Genomic DNA, 24,961 nt, shown 5'->3' with positions numbered 1-24,961 from the left:
CTAAAGTTAGCAGTCACTAAATTACTTTGTTTTCGCGCGTTGTTTAGCTCTTAAGTCAGTGCTCAAAATCTTTTTACGCAAACGAATATTTAACGGTGTAACTTCAACCAATTCATCATCATTGATAAGTTCAAGGCATTGCTCCAAGCTTAAATCCATACGACCTGTCAATCTCAAAGCATCATCTGAACCAGCAGCACGCATATTTGTAACGTGTTTTTTCTTGCAGACATTGACTACAACATCTTCTGGCTTTGGTGTCTTACCCACAATTTCACCTTCATAAACCTGAACACCAGCATCGATGAACAGAACGCCACGTTCTTGCGCATTGTAAAGGCCATAGGTAACAGCTTCACCAGTCTCCCAGGCAACAATCACACCATGTTTACGTGTTTCAATTTCGCCCTTCCATGGCTCATAGCCACTAATTAACGTGTTCATAACACCATTACCACGTGTATCAGTCATGAACTCAGAACGATAACCAATTAAAGCACGGGATGAAATATGGAAAGTCATGCGTGTATAGCCGTTTTGAATTGGATGCATGTCCTTGAGCTCACCTTTACGCTCACCCAACTTTTGAATAACAGCGCCCACATAATCGTCCGGCACATCGATGAACAAGTCTTCCATTGGCTCCAAAACACCCTCATCTGTATGCTTGAGAATAACTTCTGGCTTACCAACTTGGAACTCGTAACCTTCACGGCGCATTGTCTCAATCAGAATTGACAAGGACAACTCCCCACGTCCCTTAACTATGAAGCGATCTGGTGAATCAGTGTATTCCAAACGCATAGCCACGTTACGTTCCATCTCTTTCTCCAAGCGAGCGGATAAGTGACGGCTCATCAAATACTTACCATCTTGGCCAGCAAACGGGCTGTCGTTGACCATGAAATTCATGGCAATTGTTGGCTCTTCGATTGCAACGAATGGCAACAATTCAACATTTTCATTTTCACAAATCGTATCACCGATATTGATATTCTCAATACCAGCCAAGCAGACAATCTCGCCAGTTTCAGCTTGTTCTATTTCTACTTCTTTCAAAGCCATGTAACGCATCAATTTGTTGATACGTGCTTTTCTAACTGTACTTTCGCCAAAACGCCCAACGATAATCTCTTGACCTGTCTTCAAAGTACCTTGGTCAATCTTACCAATTGCCAAACGGCCAAGATAAGCATTGGCCTCGACGTTAGAAACTAAAAGACGGGCTGGGGCATTCGGATCGCCCTTTGGAGATGGCAACTTTTCAACAATTGCGTCCAACAACGGCAAAATATTCTTGGCTGTACCGTCTTTGATCTCCTCTGGTGTTAAAGCAGCCACGCCGTCACGACCGGATGCATAAATAACTGGGAAATCCAACTGTTCATCGCTAGCTTCCAAGTTCATGAACAACTCATAAACTTCATCCAAAGCACGAGCCGGCTCAGCGCCTGGGCGGTCGCACTTATTGATAACAACCAAAGCTGGCAATCCCATATTCAGAGCCTTGGACAAAACGAAACGTGTCTGAGGCATTGGGCCATCGAAAGCATCAACGATCAAGATAACAGCATCGACCATCTGCATGATACGCTCAACCTCACCACTGAAATCAGCGTGGCCTGGCGTATCAACAATATTTATACGTGTTTTGTCATATTGAATGGCTGTATTCTTAGCTAGAATTGTAATACCACGTTCACGTTCCAAGTCGTTGGAATCCATCACACAATTGCTGACAGTCTCGTTATCACGGAAACTGCCTGATTGCTTCAACATAGCGTCAACCAAAGTCGTTTTACCGTGGTCAACATGAGCAATAATAGCGATATTACGTAAATTAGCTTGTGATTCACTCATATAATGTTCTTCTATCTATCCTCTATCTAAAATTTATTACATTCTTCTAAAAAAGCGCGAGTCCCCTAAATAGCAAGGACTAACAATTTAGTCTATCATCAGCTCTATGGCAGGACAATAAATAATTTGTTAAATGCAACTAGCATTTACGCTAAAAAGGCCCGATTATTGGTCCTTTCGCTTGCGTTCACGCAGCATGAAACGAATCGGTGTGCCTTGGAAATTGAAGTTCTTCCGCAAATGATTCTCCAAATAACGCTCATAGCTGAAATGTAAGAGATTAACGTCATTCACAAACAGCACAAACTGAGGTGGTTGAATGGCAACTTGCGTAGCATACTGAATTTTGAGATGACGGCCTTTGTAAGATGGCGCCTGCATCAAAGCCTGAGCTTCACCGATAACCTCATTCAAAATACCTGTACTTACGCGCAAGCTAGCAGCTTGATATAAATCGGTAATTGTGGCAAAGACGCTATCAATATGGAAACCTGTTTGCGCTGAAATATAAATAATTGGCGCCCAAGGCATAAAGCTGAACTTCGTCTGTAATTGCTTGCTGAACTCATTCTGATTCAGCTGATTCTCTTTCGCCAAATCCCACTTATTCACAAGGAAGGCACAAGCTTTGCCTGCTTCTAAAGCTAAGCCCGCTATCTTAGTATCCTGTTCGCCAGCGCCTTGCACAGCATCGACCATAATTAAGCAAACATCAGCTTTCTCGATACTAGCAATCGCTCTAACAATTGAATAACGCTCAATCAAATCGTCAACCTTACTCTTTCGGCGCATACCAGCTGTGTCTATGAACAGATAGTCTTGATCTCCATGTGTGACCATCGTCTCAAGTGCATCTCTAGTCGTACCAGCAACACTGGAAACAATGGCTCTCTCCTCACCGCACAAGCGATTCAGAAGTGAGCTTTTGCCGACATTAGGCTTACCGATAATTGCCACTTTTATAGCCTGCTCTGAATCATCATTCAAATCGTTCTCTGGCAAATCAGCACAGACAGCATCCAACAGATCGCCAACACCTAAGCCATGTGCAGCTGAAATTGGAAAAACTTGTTCAAAACCTAATTGATAAAAATCATAAACTTCAAGCGGTACCTGGCCAGGGTTATCGCATTTGTTGACAACGATAACTACGGGTTTGCCACTTCTATGCAAAAATTCAGCTATGTCCTGATCAGCTGCCTGCAAACCGCTTCTAGCATCGACCATGAACATGATCAAATCAGCCGTTTCAATGGCTAACTCTGCTTGCTTACGCATTTGGCTCAGAATAACATCTTCACTATAAGGCTCAATACCGCCTGTATCGATCAGCGCTAGTTCTCTATTCAGCCAGGTAAATTTGGCATAGAGCCTGTCACGAGTGACACCAGGCTGGTCATTGACAATTGCCATCTTCTTGCCAGTTAAATAATTAAATAACGAGCTCTTACCGACATTCGGCCGCCCGACCACTGCAATAACTTGACTCATTTTCTCTCCCAAGAAAAAGTTTAAGTAAACTATTTTAAGTAAACTGTAATTAACAAAAAAACAGCGAAACTGCTTCGCTGTTCTTTAACTTAAGCTTCTAGCCATATAGCAAATAAGCGCCCATAAAAAGGTGCATCGCAAATAATAATCTTGACTAGCTTTACATGTACTAATGAACTTACTCAGCCTTAGCTACATCAATAACTTGTCGGCCTCTGTATACACCACAGGCCTTGCAAGGTCTATGAGCTTGGCGTAGTTCATGACAGCTTGTGCACTCAACTAAAGCTGGAGCAACTAGCTTCCAATTTGAACGTGAACGGCGTGAACGTTCTTTTGACCATCTTCTCTTAGGTACTGCCATTTTCCAACACCTCCATATGTCTATTAACAAGACAAGCTAAATAAGCTTAGCGCTTATACTTCGACCTGTCAAGCGATTTTTCGATTTTTAGAAGTTTTCCCCACTCAGGTTAAACAGTCATCGTTTATTTTAGCACAATTTGACAGACCTTGCGCAGATTTTTAGAATAATTAACAAGTTATGAGAGGGCAGGGCCATGCAAGCTGAACAAAGACGTGAGGAAATAAAATTATTACTAGAGCAAGCTCAAAGTGCAATCAGTGCTTCCAATTTGGCAAAGCGCTTTCATGTAAGTCGCCAAGTAATCGTGGGGGATATTGCACTTCTCCGTGCTAGTGGTTGTGCTATCGATGCAACCCCAAGAGGTTATGTTCTGCATAACGAGTCAAACGGTTTCAGTAGGCTCATTGCTTGTCGCCATGATTTCAGCAAATTTGCTGATGAGCTTTACACTTTTGTCGATAATGGCGCAACTGTCTTAAACGTAATCGTGGAGCATCCGCTCTATGGCCAATTGGTTGGCAATCTAAATTTGAGTAATCGTTATGAGGTGGATTGCTTCATTAAAAATTGTAAAAATATGCAAGCTGCTCCGCTTTCACTTCTAACTGATGGTATTCATTTGCACACGGTTAATTTCCCAGATCAAGCAGCTTATGAGCGTTGTGTCAAAGAGTTAAGAGCTAAGCAAATTTTGTGGGAGTAGACTTTAGCCATCACCCAAATCCACGCGCATCAACGTTGATATACGAACGCTAAAACGCGAACTCAAATGCACTTAAATAATTCTAACTAGCTTAAGTTCCCTTGGCTTAAGGATAATACGCTATTATAAGCTATTTTTGGGTTATTGCTTGTAGTGTCCATCTTCTTGGTTAGCCAAATCAGAAAGTGCTTTTGTATCGGTTATATCCAAAAATTCAATGGCTGTTCCCTCTAATTTAGGTGCTTGATTAATAATCCCTGACCACACTTTTTCTTGTTTCAAAGGATCTGACTCCGTCGGATGCATCGTCAACTTAATAGTCTCTCCTTGCCCACTACCAGATAGCCACCAATCATGATACAAGCAATTACCTTTTTCAGCTTGCAATAATCCACTTCTACAACCGCCAGCAGCTGCTACGCCAAGTTCGATAATTTTCTCCGAACAAACAGTATCTGTATAATCGGCATTGACAGTAAAGAACTTTAAGGCTTGTAAATAATGGTTATCTCTAACCAGAATCAAGTCAGGTGTATCCCGGTCGCTCATATTGACAAGTGCATACAAAAATGTAATTTTGGTACCAGGTGCCTCTTCGCTATCCCTATGCGTACCAAACTTGCATGTCTTAGCTGAATCTAAAACTTGTTTGTATAAGGCTGCTGCTTTGGCATTGTTAGATAACGTCTGAGTGGCTTTAATGGAAGTGCTTTCTTCACTTGAATTTTCAGTAGAACTTGTTCTTGCATTATCTGATTTAGCCATTGTCAAAATTGGCTTTTTAGAGCTTTCAATTGTTTTAGTCGCTTGCGTTGCTTTAGTTACACGCTTAGAGCAGCCAGTACACATCGTGATAAACAAGCTAAATGTCACAGCCAAAGTAGCTAATTGCCTGATGCTTAAATTTCTAATAAACGCCATAAAATACTACCCCTTGTTATCAATTACGCATTTCAACAGAGCTTTATATCAGCATTGTAAGCTAGATTACAGTTAATCTGCTTTTCCTAGAAGCCAATGCGCAATATCTATAACTGGTATTCCTTCCTGCAAAGTTTTAGTATGTTTAGTATTGGCTAATAAAATTTTCGTATAGAACTATCTTTCAGATCTAAAAGTCGATTAAGATATTGTTTTCTCTCAGGTATTTCCATTTGCTCCTCCGCAATCTATTTAGGTACATGATAAATGCTCTATTTCCCAAAATCAAAATTTTTTCGAGTTTGGGAAATGAAATTCTGTAAGCTGTGCATTGTCTCTCACTGAAGCTACGAGTCCCACCAGAAAATCTGCCTTTTTCAAGCTGAGAATGTCTGCTCCATTCTCAACTCTTTTATCTATAAGTAAATTGACAGCTAGATTTTAGGGGAATATAATGCGTCTTAATTTAGGTGTCATGACATATGTAAACACACAATCACATACACATTGCACTGAACACTACACTTGTTAGCGCACCAGCTTAAAGTTGTGCTGTACAAGTCCAGACTAAGGAGCAGAAATGACGGCTTTTCAAAACTTTCTTAAACGTAAGAACATCGAATTTTCCATGCAACGTTACGGCATCGAAGCAATGGGTGCCATGGCGCAAGGTTTATTTTGTTCTCTCTTAATCGGCACAATCATAAACACTGTTGCCAATCTCAGTAATTTAGCTTGGCTCAAACAAACAGTTGCAGTTATTGCTAAACAGCCTTACACAGTTGGCGGTCTTGCCATGGCCATGAGTGGTCCTGCGATGGCAATTGCCATTGGCTATGCCCTTAAATGCCCACCACTCGTCCTCTTTTCCTTAACAGCTGTCGGCTTTGCTTCGAATGCCTTGGGTGGAGCTGGCGGACCAATTGCTGTATTGTTTGTTTCTATTATTACCGCTGAAATTGGTAAAGCGATTGCTGGCGAAACTAAAATAGATATTTTAGTTACCCCATTTGTCACAATCGTCGTAGGTAGCTTATTATCAGAGCTTATCGCCCCTTTCTTAGGCAAAACTGCTATGGGTTTAGGTGAGATGATCATGTGGGCAACCTTGCAGCAACCATTTATCATGGGCATTTTGGTTTCTGTCTTTGTTGGTATTGCCTTGACTTTGCCTATTTCCTCAGCTGCTATCTGCGCCGCTTTGGGTCTGACTGGCTTAGCTGGCGGGGCGGCTTTGGCAGGTTGCTCAGCCCAAATGATTGGCTTTGCTATCCTCTCTTATTCTGTCAATCACTTTGGAGGTTTTATTGCGCAAGGTCTTGGCACTTCCATGCTGCAGATGCCGAACATCGTCAAAAAGCCTGTTATCTGGTTGCCAGCTACCTTAGCTTCTGCCATCACTGGCCCAATTGCTACTTGCATATTCAAGCTTGAGATGAATGGCGCTGCCATTAACTCAGGCATGGGAACTTGCGGCTTGTGCGGCCCAATTGGCGTAATTCAAGGTTGGCTAAAAGCTATCAGTGCGGGAACTAAAGCAGGTATCAGTAGTTTTGACTGGCTAGCTCTGGTGATGATCTGCCTGATTTTGCCAGCTGTACTCACTTGGCTAATTGGCCAAATTTGTTTCAAATTAAAGCTATTTAAGCCAGAAGATTTGAAATTATAGCGTGTAATTTGCAAATAACACGAAAATAAAGGTGGGATGCCGCCTTTATTTTTTAAGTTAGTATTCTAATTTAAGTCTAAGTAAAAACTAATCGACAGCTAATCTTTTTTAACATATGTTTGGCTACGCAAATCCTTGGCATAAATATGCTTATACCGCTTGAACAGCGTGGAAAAGCGGCTTGGTGACTTATAGCCGACAGCTAAAGCAATCTGCTTAATGCTCATATTCGTATTGAGTAGCAAATGTTGGGCTGCCTGCATCCTTTGTCGCTGAATATACTCACTAATAGACATATGATATACTCGCTTGAATAAAGTCTTTAGCTTGGTTGGTGAACAGGCAGCTATTTTGCATAGAAATTCTTGGTGTATCTCCGAGTTATTGTTGTGTTCAATATAGCTTGCGACCATAGATGCTGTTAGTTTTTCATCACTAGAAATAGGTGGCTTAGCTAAATTTGCAAAAGCAGAAATGATACAACATAGCCATTCGTTAGCCTTAGCTTGAAAAAAGAGGCGGGCTGCTAAGCCATCCAAACGGCAAGCCATTATTTCCTGACTTAATTTATATAATTCTAAAGTAACTTTATCTCCCGTCAGTGTAAAAGCTTGCCCTAGATTAATCTCTTGTAGTTCATGTTCTTTTTGTAAGAGCTTATTTACCATTTCTTGGGTAAATTTCAGCCCGACAGATAAATAGCGACTGTTAGCATAAAAGACACAAGGCTTAAGCTTCTCAGCTGTATCAATGACAAACACACTATTATCGCCAATTTCCTCATATGGTGCTAAAAACGCTCCCCGCCCTTTAATAATATAGTTAGAAGCTAAAAATTTATCATGACTAGCAAGTTCTGACTCAATGTAATAATTTTGTTTAATATAAACGTCTTGAATATCCAAGATAAACTCATCTGTTTCATAAACCCAAAACTCACCTCTATATTCTTCATTCTCGCCAAAAAATGCCTGTCCTAATGGACTATATTCATTCAAGCAGGGCTGACAATTAGAGAAATAATGCTTCAACATATCAGCATAGACCATAAGTACATTCCTCTCGCTAATTAGTACATGAAACCATAATATCACGATTAGACATATATTCGCTTAAAATGAATGCTTTAGTCCAAAATAAAAAGAATTGTTAGCAGTTAAAAGTGCCATATGCTATGCTTTATGCTTCTAATTATGTTATACAAGGAGTAAATGTATGAATACATATAAAAAACTGTTCGCCTATGTTAGGCCTGAGCTTTATCAGGCTTACATTGCGGCATTCTTGACAATTCTGTCAGCCATAGCCACGATAAGCGGCTATTATATGCTCTATCAGCTATTAGTCTGCTTATTAAAGCCAGAATTTTCAGCTGATCCAATCTTTTTCGCCTTAATTGCTTGTACTCTTTTAATCATAGCGGCCTGCTTATATTTCTTTGGCTTACTCATGTCACACAAGTTAGGTTTTCGCTTAGAAACTAGGTTAAGGAAAATTGGTATTAACACGTTAAGTAAAGCTAGTTTTAGCTTTTTTGATACACACAATTCTGGCTACGTTCGCAAAGTCATTGACGATAATGCAGCTGAGACACACATGATGGTGGCCCATCTTATCCCGGATAATACACGTGCTGTTTTTATGCCCATCTTATTACTTGTTTTGTCATTTAGTATCAGTTGGCGAGTTGGTCTAACAATTTCTATTTTGACTTTAGCAACTGCTATTGTTCTAGCTAGTATGATGGAAGGCAATGACTTTATGACTCTTTACCAGACTGCTATTGATAATTTGTCAGCTGAAACAGTAGAATATGTACGCGGTATCGAAGTTGTCAAAGTCTTTGGTATTTCAGTTCAATCGATGCACAAACTATGTAATTTGATTTACACGTATGCCCAAACAGCCTATAAATATTCACAAGTTTGTAAGAAGCCCTATGTACTTTATCAACTTTTATTCTATGGTTTTGTACCATTCATCACAATTCCGCTGATTTTCTCTTTATCAGCTTTCAACGACCTAAAAACTCTAGCTATAGAATTGATTATGACTTTTCTTTTGACTGCTTTAATGCTAACTGCTCATATGAGCATTATGTTCATCAGCATGTACACTTTTAAGGCTAATTACGCTATAGACACTTTGGAAAAGCTGTACAAAGAAATGGAAAGTTCTAAGGTCGCTGCTGGTACAAATACAGAATTTCACAATTACCAAATTGAATTGAAAGATGTCTGTTTCAGTTATAAAACAGGTCAAGAAATTCTTAAAAATATCAATTGCACTTTTTTGGAAAACAAATTCTATGCCTTGGTGGGAGCTTCTGGTTCAGGCAAATCAACGCTTGCTAAGTTAATTGCTGGTTATTACGAAATTAAGAGTGGTGAAATTCGTATAGGTGGTAAATTGCTAAGTAACTATAGCCAAGCAGCCTTACATAAGGCTATCGCCTTTGTTTTTCAAGATGCTAAATTGTTCAAAAAATCAATCTATGAAAACGTCGCCTTGGCTAAGCCTAACGCTAGCAAGGAGGAAGTTTTTCAAGCTCTAGATGCAGCTTGCTGTCAGCCTATTATTGCTAAGTTCAAAGACGGTGTAAATACAGTTATTGGTAGTCAAGGTGTCCATCTATCTGTAGGTGAAAAGCAACGAATTGTCATTGCCCGTGCCATCTTACAGAAAGCTCCGATTGTAATTCTGGATGAAGCACAAGCAGCTTTAGATGCAGATAATGAGTACGAATTACAAAGGGCTTTTCAAAATCTCATGCGTCATAAGACAGTAATTATGATTGCACACCGTTTATCTGCTATCAAACAGTCTGATGAAATTATCGTGTTAGCAAAAGGTCAAATCCAAGCACGGGGCAAACACGAAGATTTGTTAGCTAATTCTACTGACTATCAGCACATTTGGGCTTTGTTCGAACAAGCTAATAATTGGAGGGTCAACGATGAAAAACTTGCTTAGAAAATATTTTGCTATTACCGAAAAGGGCGCCAGTGACTTAATTAAGGCTGTCTGTTACAGCTTTGTGACTTTTTGCTTTAATATGCTACCAGCTGGCTTATTGTTACTACTTTTGAATCAGCTACTATTTAATCAAATGCATAGTAATGCTTTTTACATTATTTTTGCTGTAATTTGTCTGTTGTTGTTAGGCACAGCTTTAACAATTGAATATGAAAGCACTTACAACGCAACATACAAGGAAGCGGCGAATTTACGAATTAAAATTGCTGAAAAGCTTTCTACCTTACCGCTATCGTATTTTGGCAAGCATAATCTATCTGACCTAGCACAAACTATCATTAATGACGTTACCCAAATTGAGCATGCCATGTCACATGCTATGCCTAAATTATTAGCTTTGTTCATATTTACCCCACTATTATTTATACTTATGCTCATCGGCAATTACAAAATGGCATTAGCCGTGATTTGTCCCTCGTTAATCAGTTTAGCTTTCGTCTTTATTGCACGTAAATTCGCAACTGCCACATTCCATAGATATTATCTGCAATTAAGAGATAATTCAGAAAGCTTCCAAGAATGTATAGAGTTAGCTAAAGAAATTAACAATTTCAATCTTTTCCAATCTGTCAAAGAAAAGCTAGATAAGCAAATGTCAGAAAGTGAAAAAATTCATATCAAATCAGAATTTTCTTCAGCTTTTATCATGCTCTTTGCCAATATTTGCTCTGAATTAACTCTAGCTGTCACGATGCTGACGGGCCTTATCTTAATGAGAAATGGTGAAATCAATCTCATCTATTTCCTAGGCTATACTTTAGCTTGCATTAAATTCAAAGAGATCATCAATATTGCCAATATGTTCTTCATGGAGATGTACTACTTAAACTCCATGAACAAGCGCATCATGGAAATTATGCAACAAGCAACAGCAAGTGGCGAAGAACAAAAGCTCTCTTCTTTCGATATTGTCTGTCAAAATGTTAGTTTTGCTTACGATAATAATTTAAGTCATGAACAAGTCTTGCAAAATTTAAGCCTAACAGCCAAGCAAGGGGAAGTTACTGCCTTAGTTGGTGCTTCTGGCTGTGGAAAAACTACACTTTTAAGGTTAATTTCTCGCTTCTATGACTATCAAGTCGGTACAATTACTGTAGGTGGTATTGAATTAACTAAGATTGCACCAAGCTGTCTTTATCGTTATCTTTCCATCGTCTTTCAAAATGTCGTGCTCTTCGATACTAGCATCATGGAAAACATTCGCATCGGAAGACCGGATGCAAGTGACGCTGAAGTTCTAAGGGCGGCTAAATTAGCAAATATAGATTTCGTAGACAACTTGCCCAATGGTTGGCAAACTAAGATTGGTGAAAATGGTGTTGAACTATCAGGTGGTGAACGGCAACGTTTGTCTATCGCTAGGGCTTTTCTAAAAGATGCACCAATTCTCATTCTCGACGAAATTGCAGCTAATTTGGATATTGACAATGAGGCTAAAATCCAAGCTGCTCTGTCAAAATTAGTACAGAACAAAACAGTTATTGTTATCTCGCACCGGCTCAAGGCAATCGAAAATGCCGACAAAATTATTGTTCTAGCTAATGGCAAGGTCGAAGCTATAGGTACACATGTAAGCTTGTTAAACAGCTCACCTGTATATCAAAATCTGCAAGCTAAAAGCCGCCTAATAGCTGACTTCAGCTACTAGTTGACTTTCTAGTTAAGTCAAGAAAGGGGCAGCTACTGTCTGCCCTTTTTGTGCTTACAGTTCAAGCGATTTTTTAATTCAACAAAAACTCATAAAGCCCTAGATGCAATATACCTTCTTCATCTGTCCAGGCTTTCATACTTGTTTTGCTTATAATTATCTTCTTGAAAAAGTCCTTGGTATTTCTTAATGGTCTGAGTTCACTTTCAAGTTTTGCTGGCTCTGAAGCATTCAAAGCAGATTGAATATAGTATTTTTTTGATCCATTGTTTACAACAAAGTCTATCTCACACTGTTTTTTTGCTATTTTTCTTCCGTTCGTCTCAACAACATCCACAACCCCAACATCAACCGAATATCCACGAATCAAAAGTTCATTGTAAATAATATTCTCCCTTATGTGTGTTTCCTCTTGTTGCCTTAAATTAAGTCTGGCGTTGCGAAGCCCAATATCGGTACAATAATATTTTGACGGATAAGAAAAATACTTCTTGCCTTTAACATCGTAGCGTTTAGCATTGCTGAACAAGAAAGATTCCATCAAATAGGTCAGATAATTAGAAACTGTTGTACTTGAAATCTTAATATTTTTAAGCGTTTGCAAAGTATTGGCTATTTTACTGGCATTAGTAAGTGAAGCAACAGCAGAACAAATCTCATCCGTTAATTCACTGAGTACATCTAGTAATTCAATGTCATAACGTTCCACGATATCTTTGAAATAAACTTCAGTGAAAAGCATTTGTAAGTAGTTCAACTTCTCCCTATCACTATTTTTCGTTAGAACTAGTGGCATACCACCGTACAAAGCGTATTCCTCATAAGTATCTGATTTATCGCCACTGACAAAATCGTAATACTCCTTAAAAAAAGGGGGATAAACCTTTATCTCATCACCTCGGCCACGAAAAGCAGTCGGTACATCTTTTGTGAGCATTTTGGAATTACTCCCCGTTACATAAATATCAACATTGCGCAGATGCATAAGGCCATTAAGCACGTTATAAAGCCTGAGAATATAGTACATATTAGAATTTGTAATTTTTTCGCGCACATACTTCGACAATTTATCTTGATCACGATACTGCACAAAGATATCATCATCCAAGGCAATTGTTATGATCTGATCTGCTTTTACACCGGTAGAAATTAGATAATCATAAAAGAGATTGAATAAAAGAGATTGAACAAAAGAAAGCTTTTGCCGCAACGTCTAATTCCTGTAATAACCTTAATCAGTCCGTTTCCTTTTTTGGCAATAAGCTGCTTGAGATATTCGTCACGCTTAACAATATTCTGCATTTCAGCCCTCCAGTTGCTTGAAGCTTTTGTCAGTTTTTACCTAACCTTCAAGTTATGTATATCATCATTAAGGAAAAAATCACAAGCACTTACTAAAATCTTTGCTACATGTAAATCTAAATGTGAACAAATATTTAGGAAAATACATTCGCTAATGGAAGAATCCAGTGTAAAACAAAATGGATGCCACCTGTAAAGTACAGATTGACATCCATATGTTCAGTCTAATTAGATATTTGTCCAGATTTCTGGGTACATATCATTTTAGCTAACTACTTTTCTTGCTACTTAATATCAATATCAAGCGGCTTGTCCAACTCATCTGACACATAACGGCCATTTTTCTTGCGTTGACGAACACACTCACTTAACAGATACTCTATCTGGCCATTGACCGAGCGAAAATCATCTTCTGCCCACGCTGCTATTGAATCATAGAGCTTAACGTTCAAACGTAGTGGAATTTGTTTCTTAAGCTCTGCCATAACTAATACAAACTGCCGCTATTTACAACAGGTTGAGCATCATGATTGCCACACAAAACAACTAACAGATTAGAAACCATAGCTGCTTTTCTTTCATCATCTAACTGCACAAGTTCTTTTTGACTAAGCTCTTGCAAAGCCATGTCAACCATACCAACGGCTCCTTCCACTATTAATTTACGAGCTGCAACAATTGCACTTGCCTGTTGGCGTTGCAGCATAACAGCTGCAATCTCTGGTGCATATGCTAAATAGGTGATGCGAGCTTCCTCAATTGTCAAACCAGCATCTTGCACCTTAGCTTGAATTTCCTGCTTGATACGCTCTGCTACTATATCTGACGAGCCACGCAAGCTACCGTCATCAGCATTACCATCACCTGTTGTATCGACACCTTCTGCTACATCATATGGATAAATTCTAACAACGTTACGCAAAGCACTATCACACTGTAATGAAAGATACTCTTTGTAGTTATCGACATTGAACACCGCCTTAGCTGTATCTGTGACACGCCAAATGACAGCAATGCCAATTTCTACAGGGTTACCCAGGCAATCGTTAATCTTCTGGCGAGCATTATTGAGTGTCATAAGCTTCAAGGAAATAGCTTTAGACTGAACAGTTTCGCCTGATGCAGGTACTGGCTTACCATCTACTATCTGCACAGTTTTTGCAATATCGCCGCTCTGGCTTAATTGGGTATTAGCAGCAGGATTAACTGCTGAACAAAAAGGATTCAACCAATAATAACCCTCTTCTTTCAATGTGCCAATGTAATCACCAAACAAAGTCAAAACGTAAGCCTCTTCTGGTTTAACAATTTTGAGGCCACACATCAAAATTATTGCCGTAATAAGTAATACCGCAGCAACTACTATTCCTAAGTAGCCCAGCATACGATTGACAGATATACTATAACCACTATAAACAATCAGGCCAACTGCCCCAAATAACATAACTAAAAACAGCAAAAGCATGCTTAAACCATTTTTACGGGCATGCAATATTTTTTCTTCCATACAACCTCCTTGGCTTGCGTATAACAACTTCCTTTGATATCAAAATAATATCACATGCTGCTAGAATGTCAACCATGTAAACGCGTACTACACCTTCTAAAATGGCCTAGAAATAGTGTATAGCTATAGAACTTTTGTAAAACAGCCTTTACTCCCAGAAAATAGGACTCACTATAAAGTAAGTGCTCTAAGCGCTATCACTTTAGTTAATACTCTAAGCAATAATTAAAAAATCGTACCAAGAAATCACACAGCGAAATTAATTACTAGGCCTAGTTTACTAAGCCAAAGGCAATGTAAAGCGAAAGCTAGCGCCACCCATATTGCTGGTATGAGCCGAAATAGTTTGGCCATGGGCGGACAAAATCGTCTTACAAATAAACAAGCCTAAGCCTGAACCGCTGCGGCCGGTTCTGGAGCGATCAGCTTTATAAAAGCGATCAAAGACGAGATTCTGTTCATGCGGCGGAATACCTGTACCGCTATCATCTACCTGTACTTGCACAAAGCGTTTCTGGCCCTTAGGCAAGTAAGTGCTAATACTTATGATCCCGTCCTTGGGCGTAAATTTAACGGCATTGTTCAACAAATTCTGTAAGACACGTTGCAACTGCTCACGATCGCCCACAACTTTAATACCACTACCTTCTTTGGTAGCTAAATCAGTCTGAATCGTCAAGTTCTTAGCATTGATCTGCATTTCCTGCGAAATAATAACTTCTTTAATTAAGCCGTTAATATCAAACTCAGCAAAGTTGTATTTGACCTGATTATTTTCAAACTGTAAAACCGTGTTAAATTCGCTGACCAGTTTAACCATGCGTGAACATTCACTCTTAACAATCTCCAAATAATGCTTCGTCTGTTCAGGTGGAATAACATCATCCAACATGCCTGTGACAAAGCCATTGATGGAAGTCAAAGGCGTCTTCAAGTCGTGCGATATGGAAGCAACGAAGTCACGCTGCTGGGCATTATTCTGCTCCAACTGTTCAATCATCTGGTTGAACGTGCAAACTAAGTTAGCTAAATCATCTTTGGCAATGCCCTCATCTTGGTCCTGACAAGCATACTCGGGTAAATTAACTCTTGTGGTAAAATCGCCCAAAGCCACTGATCTTGCTGCGCTAGATAGGGCCCGAATTGGCCGAGACAGCTGGCGAATGAAAGCATAAATAACTAAAAGTGCAACAAGAATAGCGATAATCAAGGTCATTAGCCAGCCATTAATCAAATAAAGCGTTAAATCAGACCAAATATCAACATGCTGATGAATCTGGATAATTCCCAAAGTTGAACCATAAACATTATAAATTGGTTTAACGACACTCAGCCACTTACCGCCTTCTTTGGCAAATAGGCCACGATAGGCATTATCATAGGCTGCACCTTGACGCGATAATTCAACTCCGCTATATCCACTAGGCACTATATAATTGCGGCTATTCAAAGAACGACTAAACACCTCTTTCAAGCTCTCAGGCATACCTGACTTGAAACGAATTTCGCCTTCTGAATCTAATAACCAAACATAACTGTTATTCGTGGTGGAAGCAATAATCTGCAAGCGGTCGTTGATTTTGTCTTGAATGCGATACAAATCGCTGATTTTCACAACCTTCTCATCACGAAATAAGTCTTCAAAACTCACAGCCGCCTTCTGCATTTCGAGCAGGCGGCCGCGGTTAATTGATGTAGCTAATATATTGTAATAGCTTAGAGTAAGCAATATAAAGCCCACTAGAAAAGTCAGGCACATCAAAAGACCTGTCTTAGTGTACAAATTAAAGAAGTGATATGTGCTATCTGCTTCCTGCTTAGGCGTCTTACGCCATGGAAAGATTGCCATCTCTAAAGCTTACCTTTTTCTTAATTATTGGTTTACTTCAAATTTGTAGCCAACGCCCCAAACTGTCTTGATCTGCCAGACATCAGAGCCACCAGTTGCATCAATACGTTCGCGAATACGTTTGATATGCACATCAACCGTTCTTGATTCACCATAGAAATCATAGCCCCAAACTTGACCCAACAATTGTTCACGTGTAAATACGCGATTTGGATGAGTTGCTAAGAAGAACAATAGTTCCAACTCCTTAGGTGGCATATCCAATTCAACCCCATTGACGACAGCTGTATAGCTGAGCTTGTCTACAGTGAAATTAGGATAAGAAACTCTATCTTCTGTCTGAGTCTTTGGTCCCTCCATCTTGGCATTGCTGCGGCGCAAAACAGCCTTCACGCGAGCCATAAACTCCTGGGCATCAAATGGCTTAGAAATGTAATCATCAGCACCGAGCTCCAAGCCAACAACTTTATCTAATGTTTCACTTCTAGCTGTCAACATAATAATTGGCGTAGAACTTGTCTTTCTAATTTCGCGGCAAATATCGTAACCATCTTTGCCAGGTAACATTAAGTCGAGGATGACAATATCTGGGCCATATTCAGTAAAGGCTGTATAGGCCTCCAAACCATTATTCACCGTCTTAACTGTGAAACCGTCTTTCATGAAATAAAGTCTTAAAAGTTCGCAAATATTGGCGTCATCATCAATAATTAGTGCTTTTTTCGACAAATTCAAATCACTCATCTTTTCCTCCATTTAATTTTCATTATCGTGTTTTTTATTTTGGTAAAGGCTGCCTAAAATCTGTTGAAAGCCTTCCAAATCGGTAAATTGACGATACACTGAGGCAAAACGAACATAAGCAACTTCATCCATATCCTTCAAATGATCCATCACCAGTTCACCAATCGTGCGACTAGGGATTTCCCGTTTCAACAAGTTATGCAAACTTCCCTCTATATTATCCACCATTTGACTAATATCTTCTGCACTTATCGGGCGTTTGCTACAGGACTTTAACACACTATTCATCAATTTATCACGGTCAAACGCCTCACGCGTACCATCTTTTTTGACCACAATCAATGGTAGATATTCTAATTTTTCATAAGTTGTAAAGCGACGCTTACAATTATTGCATTCACGCCGGCGCCGAATAATAGCGCCATCATCCATCGGTCTAGAATCAATAACCCGGTCACTATCTTCTTTGCAAACTGGACAACGCATCTAAGCTACCCTTTCCTTTTAACAAAAAGTGCTGACCATCAAAGCAATCAGCACCTTATGCGTCATATTCTAACTGCCAACAACACAATTATTCGTTGACATCCTCATCCTCAGAATAGAACCAAGGCAAAATCTTTGTACTCTTCTCAGTTTTTGCCTTAGGTGTTGATGAAGCATTACCATTCATAAAACTTGGCTTCTGCATATTAGGCTGCTTAGGAGCTACATATGCATTACGGTTGCTTGCAAAAGCACTTGTCTGTGGATTTGCAAAGCTATTGTTCAAGCTAGCCATCTTACCCTGTGCAAAACGAGATGTTGTTGGCTGGCTCTCACGTTGGCTCATTGAATTATTCAAGAAATCTGGCATAGCTGGTGCAACCTTAGCAACTGGTTGTGCCTTTGGGCTAGTCTGACTCTTAGCAAAAGAAAGGTCGCGACCGTTTGTATCCTTGTTGCGATTACGATTCTCATCAGTAAAGCCTGTCGCAATCAAAGTAACAGCGATTTGGTCACCCATAGATTCATCGTTGACAGCACCCATGATGATCTCTGCCTCTGGTGAAGCTGCATCACGTACCAAGGAAGCTGCCTTGTTGATCTCTTTGAGCTTCATGTCTGAACCTGTGAAGTTGATCAAGATCTTACGAGCACCATCGATAGATGTTTCGAGCAATGGGCTGTTCATAGCAAAGTTGATAGCTTCATCGACACGATTCTCGCCCTCAGCCTTACCAATACCTAAGTGACAAATACCAACATTGGTCATGATACGTTTAACATCGGCCATATCCAAGTTGATTAAGCCATTGACAGTTACCAAATCTGAAATGCCTAGGACACCAAACTCTAAGACTTCATCAGCCATCTTAAAAGCGTCAACTAAAGTTGTATCTTCCTGGCTAATTTCAAGTAATTTATCATTTGGCACGACAATCAAAGCATCAACATACTGTTCAAGTTCGCGTATACCTGCCTCAGCATTCATCATGCGCTTAGCGCCTTCGAAGCGGAATGGTCTTGTCACAACACCAACTGTCAAAATGCCCATATCATGTGCAATCTGAGCAATTACAGGTGCTGCACCTGTACCAGTGCCACCGCCCATACCAGCTGTGATAAACAGCATATCGGCGCCTTCTATTTTGTCTGCAATTTCCTCACGGGATTCATCAGCAGCTTTGGCACCAATTTGTGGATCAGCTCCAGCACCTAGGCCACGCGTCACTTTATCCCCAATTACGATCTTCTCATTTGCTTCTGTCACATCTAAAGCTTGCGCGTCAGTATTGATCGCAATATATTCAACACCTTCTGCTGGCTCAATCAACATACGTGTCAAAGCGTTACAGCCACCGCCGCCAACACCAACCACTTTAATCGAAGCGTAGTTCGATTTTTCCATTGCAATGTTCATTTACTACCTCAAATCACACAAAAGTTAGTTAAATTATAGGCTGCCTGTTATCTACTAACAGTGCTAATTTATAAACTATTTATAAATAATACACTATGTAATAATTGTAAACAAGCTGTCATATAGCTGTCGGCAAACTACTGGTACCAATTGACGTACTGTAATCAGCCTCTTATATTATATTACAATTTAATTACATTTGCTTGCCTTATGGCGTGGTACCTCTCCTTCAAGTAGATATGACGGATTAATTCTAGCTATCCTCTGATATTGTTCAGTCAAATCAGGCCGCTCCATCTCTATAAGGCTTTTACAAAAGTGTTTTGCAGAGGTTGTTTTTTCACACCATTTTGCCCCTTCAATAAGCACTGCCCCTTTAGACTATAGATGCTCTAGTAAAACTTGATCAGAAACTCTTTTGTAATATTTTTTTCATACTGCATCCCCAACTATAATATACGCAATTTAGTACCTAGGATCTTATAAATCGAGTATTTGGACTGTTTCTAATCGAGTGTTTGGACACATTATCATCGAGTGTTTGGCTTTTAGGTGATTAAAATTTTTCTAAGCAGTCAGCAAAGTAAGTCCACAAAACTTGCCTTTGCTTGCCCAATTAACTTAGTCGCCCACTTTCTTTTGGAACGTCTTAACAACAATATCTTTCCATGTCCATGCTGCATTATCCCAAGGCTCAGCTTTCAATTTGCCATTTTGATTACCAGCATTATTAGCGACATTATCAGCTGACTTAACAAACACTTTTTGCTCATGGGTTAAGTCAAGGTAACCGTTACCGAGTTTGTCCAAGGCTCCAACTTGCTTGGTATTTCTTAGCCAATAAATTGAGTTAGCATAATCTGCAATATCGCTGCCCACATGTACTAGCAAGCTATCACTATTTTCGTTGTCTTTTAAATTAAAACTAAATTCCAGCCAAAGTGAAGCATCTGGCATCAGATGAATTGATTTTAGAGCCGAAATCAAATTGAGTTTGTCAGCACTATCTGCATCTGAACGCATCAAGTTATCCATAAAAGCAATCGCATTAGCAAAACTACGTTGCTTAATTTGCGTAAATAGTTGGTTGATATGGAGCTTACCAGTATCAAGGCCCTTTATAAGTGGTACCCCTGAAGCTGCCTCACCCATATTTATCGCTAATATTCTGCCATCAGCATCGATATTGGCATAGCCACCTGGCACTTGCAAATAAGCAATGGGCGTACTCTCTTTAACTTTTATCAAGAGTTTGCCTGGCACTTTGACCCAGCAACGTACTTGTGAAATTATCGGATAGTTCTCCTCTAAACGGCGCTCCATATTGACATTTCTGCCCTGCAAAACTTGCCAAAGGTCTCCTTTCAGCAAAGTGATAAGATGTTGTCCTTTCTTAACTTTGAGGAAATCGACAAGTTCTTGTTCACTTAAATGCTCATTGCCCATAATTTCTACTTCTTGTAAATAAAATTGCGGTAGCAAGGCAATTAGTGATAAGGCTAGTCCTAACAATAGGCAAATTATGGCTGCACTTATCTTAAAGCTATGCAAAAACTTGCTAAAGTTTTGCCAGGTCTTACCTAAGCGATTAGCTTTTTGCCTGGCTTTTTTGAATTTAAAGCGCCGCTTAAATAAAGCTTTAACACGTGCATATTTGCGTAAGTTAGCTGACTGGATTCTAGCTTCTCTACGACAATTTGCAGCTAGTTTAGCTTTTTCAGTTGGCTGTTGCTGTTTTAGTTGGCCATCTTTGAGCTTAGCCACATAAGCAGCATAAATGCTTTCATCCGTGATCTTACGATAGGCTTTATTCAACAGCAAACGCCTATGTTGCAAGGCACGCGCAATAAGCTGTCTGCTTGTATCTAAGCCAGCTTTAGCTTCCATAGCAGTCAATTTAGTTTGACCTTTTGCTTGTTCTTCTGTCTGCTTCAGCTTAAATTTGCGGCAAGGATAAGTTGGCGCAAGCAGCTGCAATTTTTCAACTAATTGATAGCGCGCTTTAGGATCACTAGGTACCTGAAAATTAGCTAACTCTTGAACAAATTCTGGATTTGGCTGTTCCTGCAAAGCTTTAACCAAGCTACTTTCACCAGTATTCGCAGCTTGTTCCTTGGCCTGTTTAGCTTGCAATTTGGCATCTTTTAATTTGGCCTTATGTGTTAAAGCCTGACGCAAATTAGCAATTCTAATCGCATAATCTGGCTGATCCTGCTTAACTTTGCGCACAGTATCGTTTAAAGAATCTGCCGCTTTATCTGTTGTAGCTGATGATTCATTTGGCAATTTAATCGACTTGTCAGTTAATGGTTCATCCACTCGTTTTACTAAATCACTAGCTGTCGGTTCATTCACCCGTTTAACTAATTCGTTAGCTTTAGGTAGATCAACCCGTTTGATATGAGGCTCAGTTTTTGACGTATCCACATGCTTAACCAGCTCACTAATATAAGCTTCAGCTGCTTTTTCAGCCAAATTCACAGTTGACGGTTCTGTTTCTAAGTTCTCAACGCTTTCGCTCTCGTCAGTATTAATGAATTTAGCTGCAAATTCAGCTACGGTCTTATTTGTGCCTGTTTGACTAGCATCTACTTGATTAGCATCTGCCTGATTTGCAGATGGTAAGCTTGCATCTATTTGCTTTTCGAATGTCGAATTTACGCCCATCTGGCTGGTATCTACTCGCTTGGAACTTGCCTGATTAGCACTTGTCTGATTTTCGGCTGCTGAATTTGAGTCTGTGTGGTCAGCGCTAGTCTGATTATTGTCTACTTGATTTGCAATAATATCTTTAACAAGCGGGCTTAAAGTTGGGCTTTGTTTTGGCACAGATGCTAAATGGGCAGGCGAAACTGTAGCTGCTAGGCGCTTACTTTCAGCGTCTGACAACTTGCGCAGGGCAAATTTAGCTTGCTTAGCATTCCTCTTTTTCATGATCTATCACTTTTGCCTTTTGACTCAGCCAACTTTTAAAGGGTATTTGTTAAATATAACACTTTTTCTAAATACTATCTAACTTTAATCCACTATCTAAATTCTTATTTACGCGCCAACTCTAGCAAGGCTTTAGCAATTTCGGCATTTGCGTTCGGATAAGCCAATTTTTTAGCTTCAGCACTCATAGCCTCTAACTTAGCTGGTTCATTAAGTAGTTCTTGCAAGGTTTTGTCTAAATATTCGCTTGTTACATCTTGGTCCTTGCAAATATAAGCCGCCTTAGCTTTCACATAAGCCATCGCATTGTAAGTTTGATGATCATGGGCCGCATAAGGATATGGTACGAAGACAGCCATTTTGCCAACAGCCGCTATTTCCGCCAAAGTTAAAGCACCCGCTCTGCAAATCACACAGTCAGCTGCAGCATAATATTTTTCCATCTCATAAATATAGTCACGGCAATCTAGCATATCACCATATTCTTTGACTTCTTGTTGGTAATTGGCCCAGCCTTTAGCACCCAAAGCCAAAATAATATGCCAAGGTAGACGCTTCCCTTCTGTCTTGTAACGCTTAGCCAAGGCAAACACAGCATCATTTAGTCGCTTGGCACCCAAGCTACCTCCTACAACCAGCACGCATTTAGCATCAGCTTCGATATTGAGCTCCTTACGGTCAGCTTTTTTGTCCTGCTTAAAGAAGCGTTCAGGTACAGGATTACCAGTTAAGAGGCAACGTTTGGCCTTTTTAAAATACTTTTCAGTGTCTGGAAAACTGTAGCAAAGTAAATCGATATGCTTGGCCAAGAATAAGTTGCTCTTACCCGGGAAAGCATTTTGTTCATGCAAGACAGCTGGGATTTTAAGAAACTTGGCCGCACTAATTAGGGGCGCAGATACATATCCACCTGTACCAAAGACAGCAACCGGCTTCAATGCCTGCAACAATTTGCGGGCAACAAGCTGACTCTCAATGAGCGTCAAACTAGCTTTAAGCAAAGCTTTAATCTGTTTATGAAAAGGCAAAGCCTCGATTGCAAAGAACGGATAATTGGCCTGTCTCACTAATTTGGATTCTAAACCGCGCTCTGTACCGACGAACAAAATCTCATAATTGGGTGCAGTTTCTCTAATATAGCTAGCTACACTCAAAGCTGGATTGATGTGGCCACTTGTACCACCACAAGTGAAAATCAATAAAGGTTTTGTCAAATCTAACTCTTGTTTTATTTGCTCAATTGCATGCTGATAATTTTTACGCATAAATAACTCCTAGTTTCTCAATATCTCAAGTTTTCTCAGACTCTTAAGCCTTGATCTTTGAATTTCTGTTTAATTTCTTGTTCCGCTAACATGACTTCTTGTTTTTGGGCGATGGATGGTCGCACGGCAAATTTGGAAATGGATAATATGCAACCTGCTGCAAACAAGAAGAACACGTTGGAAGTACCGCCAAAGCTAAAGAATGGCATTGATATACCAGTTGGCGGAATTACGCCAACATTAACCGCTATACTTAACACGCCCTGGATTGTGAGTAGGAACAGATAGCCAAAGCTGATTAGACGCGGATAAATGCCAATTGTTCTCGTAACAACCGAGCAGCCGATGATAAAGAAAATAATAAACATAGACAAAACGGCACAGCCACCGATGAAACCTAACTCTTCAACAATATTGGAGAAAATATAATCGTTATGGCCTTCAGGCAAATAATTCAGCTTTTGCTTACCCTGCCCTAAGCCTGTACCAGTTAAGCCTCCACTGGCAATGGCAATAAAAGCCTGATCAGAGTGATAGGTATCGACATCTATCTTTTTCTCTTTCGCTTCCTCTTCATCCTGATTCTGTACTTTGAAAATTTCCACGCGCTTAGCTAGGTGATCCCAACGCCTTGTAAAGTTAGCTGGCAATAATGGTTTAAGCACAACAAGCATCAGCACAAAGGCCAAGAATAAAGCGGCTAATTCGCTGCCACCATACAACCATGAACGCCAAGGTAAGCGCATGACCAAAAGCAAAACGAAGGTCAACATCAGCATAATAAATACGGCCGACATATGCGATTGCAAAGAAATTGGCAAACACCAAGAAAGCACTATAAGTGTTGGGAAAGCAATATCGACAAAGCCATCAAGCCAACGCTGTTGCCAAGCACTTTGCAAATTAAAATAGCCTTGATCGCGCAACTTAGTAATTGTCGAAAAATAAAAAGCCAAAATAAACGGCACACCCACCTTCGCTATTTCAGATGGTTGGAAGGTTGTATTGCCACTGAATGGAATTTTCAGCCAGCGTCTTTGGCCATTATAGAAAGTACCAATGCTCGGAATTAAAACTAAAAGTAAGAGGCCCATCGTACCTAAATAATAAAGCACCACAAAGAATAGACGATTAAAGGCCCGAATATCAATGTTAGCTACGACAAACATAACAAACAAACCAATTAAAGTTGCCACATATTGCCGATTAATATAAAAGAAAGGGTTGTTATTGGCATACATACCAATATTCATGCTGGCGCTGAATATCATCACAAGGCCAAAGCAGAGCATGGCAATAATCATCAGAAGTATACCTAAGTGCATATGTTTCTGTCTAAGCAAATTCTGGCTGCCACTCAAGCCGTTATCAATCTCATTGTTCTTGGCATTGACTAATTCATAGACTGTTTGCTTGGCTTTAGCTGCCCCTTTACGCAAATTATCTTCCGTTTTAACGAACTGTTGTTTGGCTCGTGCCTCATGCTTATTAGATACAGGCGGATTAGCTGCCTGATAATGCGGAGTTTGCATTTCTTTCAAGCGGGCAAAAGCTGCCTGACTCAAATTTTCAGCCTGAAAGCTCTTACTTTGCAAAGCTTGGCTAACAGCCAATTGTTGTTTGTCAGCTGTGCTCATGTCGCTTTTAGTCTTAGGCTTAAATGAGCTATCGCTAAGACCATCTTTAAATTCTGTCACCGGCAGTTTGTTTGCGCCGGTATGCTTACGCCACAAACTATTCATTTAACTCCTTAACACTCAAA

At 39.9% G+C, this 24,961-nt stretch carries 19 protein-coding genes and 1 pseudogene; 4 read left to right on the top strand and 16 right to left on the bottom strand.

Annotated features, from left to right (window positions below):
* Positions 1 to 21: 21 nt before the first annotated feature.
* The 3 genes from typA to rpmF form a co-directional block, all read right to left on the bottom strand.
* Positions 22 to 1,860 carry a translational GTPase TypA gene (gene typA, locus PYS62_RS01655; RefSeq protein ID WP_066714867.1) on the bottom strand — a complete coding sequence of 613 codons (1,839 nt, stop codon included), beginning with the start codon at positions 1,858 to 1,860 and terminating at the stop codon, positions 22 to 24.
* A 165-nt stretch (positions 1,861 to 2,025) separates the two neighbouring features.
* On the bottom strand, positions 2,026 to 3,351 hold the full coding sequence (der, locus tag PYS62_RS01650; RefSeq protein WP_066714870.1) for a ribosome biogenesis GTPase Der: 1,326 nt from the start codon (positions 3,349 to 3,351) through the stop codon (positions 2,026 to 2,028).
* Between the two features lie 178 nt (positions 3,352 to 3,529).
* On the bottom strand, positions 3,530 to 3,715 hold the full coding sequence (gene rpmF, locus PYS62_RS01645; protein ID WP_066714872.1) for a 50S ribosomal protein L32: 186 nt from the start codon (positions 3,713 to 3,715) through the stop codon (positions 3,530 to 3,532).
* A gap of 196 nt (positions 3,716 to 3,911) precedes the next feature.
* Between rpmF and PYS62_RS01640 the strand changes: the two genes are divergently transcribed.
* Positions 3,912 to 4,421 (top strand): transcription repressor NadR, encoded by a 510-nt coding sequence (locus PYS62_RS01640; protein WP_066714873.1) that lies wholly within the window; start codon positions 3,912 to 3,914, stop codon positions 4,419 to 4,421.
* 141 nt (positions 4,422 to 4,562) lie between these two features.
* Here PYS62_RS01640 and PYS62_RS01635 read toward each other — a convergent pair whose 3' ends face one another.
* Positions 4,563 to 5,342 (bottom strand): hypothetical protein, encoded by a 780-nt coding sequence (locus PYS62_RS01635; protein ID WP_066714874.1) that lies wholly within the window; start codon positions 5,340 to 5,342, stop codon positions 4,563 to 4,565.
* A gap of 580 nt (positions 5,343 to 5,922) precedes the next feature.
* Between PYS62_RS01635 and PYS62_RS01630 the strand changes: the two genes are divergently transcribed.
* Positions 5,923 to 7,011 (top strand): PTS transporter subunit IIC, encoded by a 1,089-nt coding sequence (locus PYS62_RS01630; RefSeq protein WP_066714875.1) that lies wholly within the window; start codon positions 5,923 to 5,925, stop codon positions 7,009 to 7,011.
* 98 nt (positions 7,012 to 7,109) lie between these two features.
* Here the strand turns inward: PYS62_RS01630 and PYS62_RS01625 are convergent, their stop codons facing one another.
* Positions 7,110 to 8,060 (bottom strand): helix-turn-helix transcriptional regulator, encoded by a 951-nt coding sequence (locus tag PYS62_RS01625; protein WP_066714876.1) that lies wholly within the window; start codon positions 8,058 to 8,060, stop codon positions 7,110 to 7,112.
* A 166-nt stretch (positions 8,061 to 8,226) separates the two neighbouring features.
* On the opposite strand from PYS62_RS01625, the gene PYS62_RS01620 reads away from it, so the two are divergent.
* Both PYS62_RS01620 and PYS62_RS01615 read left to right on the top strand, forming a co-directional pair.
* A complete protein-coding gene (locus PYS62_RS01620) occupies positions 8,227 to 9,984 on the top strand; it encodes an ABC transporter ATP-binding protein (RefSeq protein ID WP_066714878.1) in 1,758 nt (585 codons plus the stop codon).
* Positions 9,968 to 11,695 carry an ABC transporter ATP-binding protein gene (locus PYS62_RS01615; protein WP_066714879.1) on the top strand — a complete coding sequence of 576 codons (1,728 nt, stop codon included), beginning with the start codon at positions 9,968 to 9,970 and terminating at the stop codon, positions 11,693 to 11,695. The genes PYS62_RS01620 and PYS62_RS01615 overlap by 17 nt, the downstream gene beginning before the upstream one ends.
* A 73-nt stretch (positions 11,696 to 11,768) precedes the next feature.
* On the opposite strand, the gene PYS62_RS01610 is transcribed toward PYS62_RS01615, so the two are convergent.
* The 11 genes and pseudogenes from PYS62_RS01610 to PYS62_RS01560 form a co-directional block, all read right to left on the bottom strand.
* Entirely contained in the window at positions 11,769 to 12,905 is a 1,137-nt protein-coding gene (locus PYS62_RS01610; RefSeq protein ID WP_315574124.1) for an ATP-binding protein, read from the bottom strand.
* Complete coding sequence (locus PYS62_RS01605) at positions 12,845 to 12,997, bottom strand: AAA family ATPase (RefSeq protein WP_315574123.1); 153 nt, start codon at positions 12,995 to 12,997, stop codon at positions 12,845 to 12,847. The genes PYS62_RS01610 and PYS62_RS01605 overlap by 61 nt, the downstream gene beginning before the upstream one ends.
* 284 nt (positions 12,998 to 13,281) lie before the next feature.
* Positions 13,282 to 13,482 (bottom strand): PTS ascorbate transporter subunit IIC, encoded by a 201-nt coding sequence (locus tag PYS62_RS01600; protein WP_066714880.1) that lies wholly within the window; start codon positions 13,480 to 13,482, stop codon positions 13,282 to 13,284.
* Positions 13,483 to 13,484: 2 nt separating this feature from the next.
* The gene (locus tag PYS62_RS01595) at positions 13,485 to 14,504 is read right to left on the bottom strand and encodes an SPFH domain-containing protein (RefSeq protein WP_066714881.1); all 1,020 of its coding nucleotides are present in this window, start codon (positions 14,502 to 14,504) and stop codon (positions 13,485 to 13,487) included.
* Positions 14,505 to 14,784: 280 nt separating this feature from the next.
* Positions 14,785 to 16,353 carry a HAMP domain-containing sensor histidine kinase gene (locus PYS62_RS01590; RefSeq protein ID WP_066714882.1) on the bottom strand — a complete coding sequence of 523 codons (1,569 nt, stop codon included), beginning with the start codon at positions 16,351 to 16,353 and terminating at the stop codon, positions 14,785 to 14,787.
* Between the two features lie 24 nt (positions 16,354 to 16,377).
* Positions 16,378 to 17,088, bottom strand: a complete 711-nt coding sequence (locus PYS62_RS01585) for a response regulator transcription factor (RefSeq protein WP_066714927.1) — start codon at positions 17,086 to 17,088, stop codon at positions 16,378 to 16,380.
* Positions 17,089 to 17,109: 21 nt separating this feature from the next.
* Positions 17,110 to 17,583 (bottom strand): transcriptional regulator NrdR, encoded by a 474-nt coding sequence (gene nrdR / locus PYS62_RS01580; protein WP_066714883.1) that lies wholly within the window; start codon positions 17,581 to 17,583, stop codon positions 17,110 to 17,112.
* 340 nt (positions 17,584 to 17,923) lie between these two features.
* Positions 17,924 to 19,000, bottom strand: a pseudogene (gene ftsZ / locus PYS62_RS01575) (cell division protein FtsZ); the annotation flags it as partial.
* 621 nt (positions 19,001 to 19,621) lie between these two features.
* Positions 19,622 to 21,934: a cell division protein FtsQ/DivIB gene (locus tag PYS62_RS01570; protein ID WP_066714884.1), complete on the bottom strand. Its 2,313-nt coding sequence runs from the start codon at positions 21,932 to 21,934 to the stop codon at positions 19,622 to 19,624.
* Between the two features lie 104 nt (positions 21,935 to 22,038).
* The gene (gene murG / locus PYS62_RS01565) at positions 22,039 to 23,199 is read right to left on the bottom strand and encodes an undecaprenyldiphospho-muramoylpentapeptide beta-N-acetylglucosaminyltransferase (protein WP_066714886.1); all 1,161 of its coding nucleotides are present in this window, start codon (positions 23,197 to 23,199) and stop codon (positions 22,039 to 22,041) included.
* Between the two features lie 35 nt (positions 23,200 to 23,234).
* A complete protein-coding gene (locus PYS62_RS01560) occupies positions 23,235 to 24,941 on the bottom strand; it encodes an FtsW/RodA/SpoVE family cell cycle protein (protein WP_066714887.1) in 1,707 nt (568 codons plus the stop codon).
* Positions 24,942 to 24,961 lie beyond the last annotated feature (20 nt).

The sequence above is a fragment of the Amygdalobacter nucleatus genome (assembly GCF_029167365.1).
Classification (GTDB): Bacteria; Bacillota; Clostridia; order Saccharofermentanales; family Fastidiosipilaceae; genus Amygdalobacter; species Amygdalobacter nucleatus.
Note: the sequence above shows the minus strand (reverse complement) of the source record. Positions and strands in the feature narration are given on the sequence as shown.